4 protein-coding genes are annotated in these 5,182 nt (G+C 71.4%); 2 read left to right on the forward strand and 2 right to left on the reverse strand.

The window, feature by feature from the left end:
• Window positions 1-711, forward strand: a 711-nt coding sequence (locus AX685_RS12540; RefSeq protein WP_082740870.1) for an exosortase C-terminal domain/associated protein EpsI, incomplete at its 5' end; no start/stop codon positions are given.
• 1 nt (window position 712) lies between these two features.
• Entirely contained in the window at window positions 713-2,605 is a 1,893-nt protein-coding gene (locus AX685_RS12545; protein WP_066489194.1) for an XrtA/PEP-CTERM system amidotransferase, read from the forward strand.
• Window positions 2,606-2,703: 98 nt separating this feature from the next.
• Here the strand turns inward: AX685_RS12545 and AX685_RS12550 are convergent, their stop codons facing one another.
• Together AX685_RS12550 and AX685_RS12555 are read right to left on the reverse strand one after the other, a co-directional pair.
• Entirely contained in the window at window positions 2,704-4,800 is a 2,097-nt protein-coding gene (locus tag AX685_RS12550) for a glycoside hydrolase family 97 protein (RefSeq protein WP_066489195.1), read from the reverse strand.
• Window positions 4,801-4,921: 121 nt separating this feature from the next.
• Window positions 4,922-5,182 (reverse strand): SPOR domain-containing protein (locus AX685_RS12555; protein ID WP_197418605.1); only part of this gene is annotated, 261 nt, incomplete at its 5' end.

A 5,182-nucleotide genomic window follows, 5' to 3' on the forward strand; every position in this document is an offset into this window, starting at 1 on the left:
CCCGACGACCTGCCGTTCGATCCCGCGCGGCTGCGCCGCCCGGTGCGGATGATGCTGGCGCCTGCCATTGCCGGCGTGCTGGCGGTCGGCGCGGCGGCGGTGGCGCCGGCGACCAGCGCGAGCATCGCGGCGCGCGCGCTGGCGATGCCGCACCGCATCGCGTTGCCCGATGTGGCGGGATGGCAGCGCGTTGCGCCGGCGGCGGGCGCGGCCGCATGGGCACCGTGGCATCCGGGCGCGGACCATCATCTGTTCGCGCGCTACGGCGATGCGCGAGGGCAGGCGGTCGATTGGGCGCTGGCGGCCTATGCCGGGCAGGGCGAGGGGCGCAAGCTGGCGGCGTTCGGCACCGGTGCGCTGCGGCAGGGGGACCGCTGGATCCGCGTCGCCGATTTGCCGGCGATCGACGGCGGCCATGCGATGCGGATCGTCACCCGATCGGGCGGGGGCGGCGGCACCGTGGAGCGGATCGTCGTCACATGGTATCGCGTCGGCTGGACCGTGACCGGAGACGACAGAAGCGTGAAATGGGCGACGATGGCCGACCGGCTGCGCGGCGGCACGCAGACCGCGGTGGCGATGCATCTGTCGGCGGTGGTGCGCCCCGATGCGGGCGGCGTTCCCGCGGCGGTGGCGGCGATCCGCGCGTTTCGCGCCGCGATCGGCCCGGTCGGTCCGGCAGTCGACCGGATCGTGCGGCCGGCCTACTGACATGTGCGGAATCGCCGGGCTGTTCTACCCCGCCACGCCCAAGCCGGTCGATCCGGCGCGGGTGGCGGCGATGGCCGATGCGATGGCGCACCGCGGCCCCGATGGCGCGGGGGTGTGGACCGCGCCGGGCGTCGGCCTGGCGCACCGCCGGCTGTCGATCATCGACATCGCCGGATCGCCGCAGCCTATGGCGAGCGCCGACGCGCGCCACGCGATCGTCTTCAACGGCGAGATCTACAATTACCGCGAATTGCGCGCCGAGCTGATCGAGCGTGGCTGCGTGTTCCGCAGCGATGGCGATACCGAGGTGTTGCTGCACGGTTATGCCCAATGGGGGCCGGCGCTGCTCGACCGGCTGGTCGGGATGTTCGCCTTCGCGATCCACGATGCCGCGACGCAGACGCTGTTCGTCGCGCGCGACCGGCTGGGGGTGAAGCCGCTCCATTATGTCGAGCTGGCGGATGGCGCGCTGGCGTTCGCGTCGGAGCTGAAGGGGCTGCTGGCGCATCCGCTGCTGCGCCGTGCGCCGGACATACGCGCGGTCGAGGATTATCTGGCGTTCGGCTACGTCCCCGACGACGCCTGTATCGTCGCGGGGGTGGGGAAGCTGCCGGCGGGGCATTTCCTGCTGGTCGAGCGCGGGCGGCCGGTGCCCGCGCCGCGGCGCTGGTGGGACGTCAGCTTCGCCGATCGCGCGCGGGGTGGCACCGCGGCGCTGGAGGAGGAATTGCTGGCGCTGATGCGCGAGGGCGTGCGCTCGCGGATGGTCGCCGACGTGCCGCTGGGCGCGTTCCTGTCGGGCGGCGTGGACAGTTCGGCGGTCGTCGCGCTGATGGCGGAGGCGAGCCGGCAGGCGGTGAAGACCTGCACGATCGGCTTCGACGAGGCGGGGCATGACGAACGCGGCTATGCCGCGCAGGTGGCGCAGCGGTTCGCGACCGCGCACCACGAACGGGTGGTGCGATCGGGCGACGTCGCGCTGATCGACACGATCGTCCACGCCTTCGACGAACCGTTCGCGGATGCCTCCGCGCTCGCGACTTATCAGGTGGCGGCGCTGGCCCGCGAGACGGTGACGGTGGCGCTGTCGGGCGACGGCGCGGACGAGGCGCTGGCCGGATACCGCCGTCACCGCTTCCAGCATGCCGAGGAGCGGGTGCGCGGGATCGTCCCTGCCGCATGGCGCGCGCCGCTGTTCGGGACGCTGGGGCGCGCCTGGCCGAAGGCGGACTGGGCGCCGCGCCCGCTGCGCGCGAAGACCACGCTGCTGGCGCTCGCGGGCGACGGGGCGGAGGGCTATGCGCGCGCCGTGGGGGTGACCACGCCCGAACTGCGCGCGGCGCTGTTCACCGATGCGGCCAAGCGCGCGCTGTCAGGGCACCGGGCGGAAGACCGCTATGTCGCGGCGATGCGCGATGCGCCGGCGCGCGACGCGCTGGACCGCGCGCAATATGCCGACCTGAAGATCTGGCTGCCCGGCGATATCCTGACCAAGACCGACCGGACCAGCATGGCGGTATCGCTGGAAGCGCGCGAGCCGTTGCTGGACCACCGGCTGATCGAATTCGCCGCGCGGCTGCCGGTGGGGATGCGGCTGCGCGGCGGGCAGGGCAAGTGGCTGATGAAGAAGGCGATGGAGCGCTATCTGCCGCGCGAGATCCTGTACCGGCCGAAGATGGGGTTCGTGACCCCGGTGAGCGCGTGGTTCCGGGCCGCGCTGGCGGAGGAGGCTGCGGGGCTGGCGCGATCGCGCACGCTGGCGGACACCGGCTGGTTCGACCTCGACCGGGTGGCGCGGCTGGCGGAGGCGCACCGCCACGGGCGCGAGGAACATGGGCGGACGCTGTGGCAGTTCGTCATGCTCGAGCGGAGCCTGACGCGGCTGTTCGGGTAGCGGCGGGCGCGCGACGATCGAGGGGATCGCGCCGGGGGGCGTGATGCGGCGGGAGGCCCCAGCCTGCGCTGGGGCGACGCGGGTCCGGGCGGCGCGGCTCAGCGTTTCCTTGCCGCCTTGCCGACCGGGACGAAGCGGATCGCCTGTCCGCCGCCGGGGGCGAGTGCGATGGTCAGCCGGTCGCCGCGGCGGACCGTCTTCGTCTCCACCGTCATCGCGTGGCGCGCGGCGGTGCGATAGTCGGCGCCGGGGCCGTCGCGGTAGATCTCGGCGGTATAGGCGCGTCCGGCATCGAGGAAGTCGAGCGCGACGGTGAAGCTGCGCGCTTCCTCATCGCCCACCGATCCCAGAAACCAGTCGTCGGCCCCCTTCTTGCGCCGGACGACGGTGGCATAGTCGCCGACTTCGCCGTTCAGGACGCGCGTCTCGCTCCAGTCGGTCGGCACCGCGCGCAGGAACGGCAGCGTGGCGGGATATTGTGCGTAGGCCTCCGGCGTGTCGGCGACCATCACCACGGGGGAGTAGATGACGACGTAATTGGCCAGCTGCTTGGCCAGCGTAGAGGGGATGTCGCTGTCATCCGACCCCTTCAGGCTGACGATGCCGGGGGTGAAGTCCATCGGCCCGCCCAGCAGCTGGGTGAAGACGAGGTTCGCTTCATGCTCTGGCGGGTTCTTGTCCTGCCAGCTCATATATTCCATCCCGCGCCCGCCCTCACGCGCGACCCAATTGGGCCAGGTGCGGCGCAGCCCGGTGTCCTTGACCGGTTCGTGGCTGTCGATGGAGACATGATATTTCGCGGCGGTTTCAACGACGCGGGCGTAATGGTTCACCATCCACTGCCCTTCGTGCCATTCGCGATGCTGCGACCCGTCGGGGTCGACGCGCTCGATCTGCCCGGCGTCGGTGACATAGCCGGTCTTGACCACCGGGATGCCGTGGTCGGCAGCATATTTGAACGCGCGGTCCAGCTGCCCATCGTAATGGCTGGCGGAGCCGCCGGTTTCGTTGTGCCCGATCAGGTACACGCCCTTCGCCTTGGCATAGCGTTGCAGTTCGGCGGCGTCGAAATCCTCGGTCGGCTGGTCGAACTGCATGTCGTTGCCGTTGCCGAACCAGTCGCCGTCCCAGCCGACGTTCCACCCCTCGACCAGCACGCCGGGGATGCCGTTGGCGGCGGCGAAGTCGATGTAGCGTTTGACGTTGGCGGTCGTCGCGCCGTGCTTGGCCCCGCGCGACCACGTCCATTTGCCGGTGATCATGTTCCACCACACGCCGACGAACTTGCCGGGGCGGATCCACCAGGATGTGTCGCCCAGCTTGTTCGGCTCGTTGAGGTTCAGCTCGATCCGGCTGGCGGCGTAGAGGCCCGCCGCATCGTCGGCGATCGCGATCGTGCGCCACGGCGTGGAGAAGCCCGCAGCACGCGATACCGAGGCGGCGGCCGATCCGGGCGTCAGGTCGGCGATGAAGGCATTGGGGCGATCCGAGCGGCGCAGGTTCATCGCGGCATAATCGACCAGCGCGGCTTCGTGGATGGCGATATGCGTGCCGCTGGCCAGCTTCACCGTCATCACCGTCTGCGCGGTGCCGACGCCGTCGAGCGGGGTCTTGCGGTAGCGATATTCCTCGCGGTTCCACAGATAGGCGGGCTTCCACCACGCGGTGCCCGGTTCGGCGAAGGCGAATTCGGTCAGCTCGCCGGCGATGTTGGCCTGTTTCAGATGGGCCTGCGCGGGCAGGGTGTAGCGGAAGCCGACGCCGTCGTCGAAGATGCGGAAGGTGACGCCGATCTCGCGCTGCAGCCGGGTCGCCTCGCGCAGGCGGACGGTCAGTTCGTTGTGGCGATCGCGGATCGTCTCCCATTCGCCCCACGGCTGGCGCCAAGTCGTGTCGGCGCGATCGCGCGACGTGTCGACCAGCGCGAGCGCGCGGTCGATCTTCGGCGCGTCGGTGAACAGGAAGCCCAGCCGGCTGTCGTTGAGGATCGCGCGCCCGTCACGCGCGACCGCATAGCTGGCGCGCCCTTCGCCATCGAGCGAGACGGTGACGGTGATGCGCCCGTCGGGGGATGCACCCTTCGCCACCACCTGCGTCTTCGGGCGGTTCGCCAGATCGTCCTGCGCGGCGGCGGGAGGCGCCAGCGTGATCGCGGCCAGCGTCAGCAGGGCCGGCATGGTGATACGGCGGGTCATCGTCGCTCCTTTGGAATCCTCTCGCGCGACAACGCCTATACCGGTGCGCGCCGGGCGGGGAGCGAAATCGGACCGCCCGACGCGGACGGCGGCCGATCCCGCCGGCCGTCGGCCTGCCGGATCAGGGGGCGACCACCGAACAGGCGATACCCGCCTTCGTGCAGGCGCGCTGTGCATCGGCGCGTGAGGCGAAGCCGGTCGCCTGAAGCCGGGTGAGGCCGCCCGCGCGGACGTAATCGGCGCGGCCGCCGACGCGCGCGCCGACCTGCGACCAGAGCGCGCGCGCGTTGGCGGCGTCGCGGAACGCGCCGAGCTGGATGCGCCAGGCGCCACCGGCGGGTTTGGCGGCGGATTTGGCGGCAGGCTTGGCGGCGGGCTTGGG

The sequence above is a fragment of the Sphingomonas sp. CCH9-F2 genome, from assembly GCF_001556735.1.
Lineage (GTDB): Bacteria > Pseudomonadota > Alphaproteobacteria > Sphingomonadales > Sphingomonadaceae > Sphingomonas > Sphingomonas ginsenosidimutans.

Excerpts from the sequence above, each read along its gene's own strand:
- AX685_RS12550 (WP_066489195.1), bottom strand. The coding sequence starts at position 4,800 with ATGACCCGCCGTATCACCATGCCGGCCCTGCTGACGCTGGCCGCGATC.
- AX685_RS12545 (WP_066489194.1), top strand. The coding sequence starts at position 713 with ATGTGCGGAATCGCCGGGCTGTTCTACCCCGCCACGCCCAAGCCGGTC.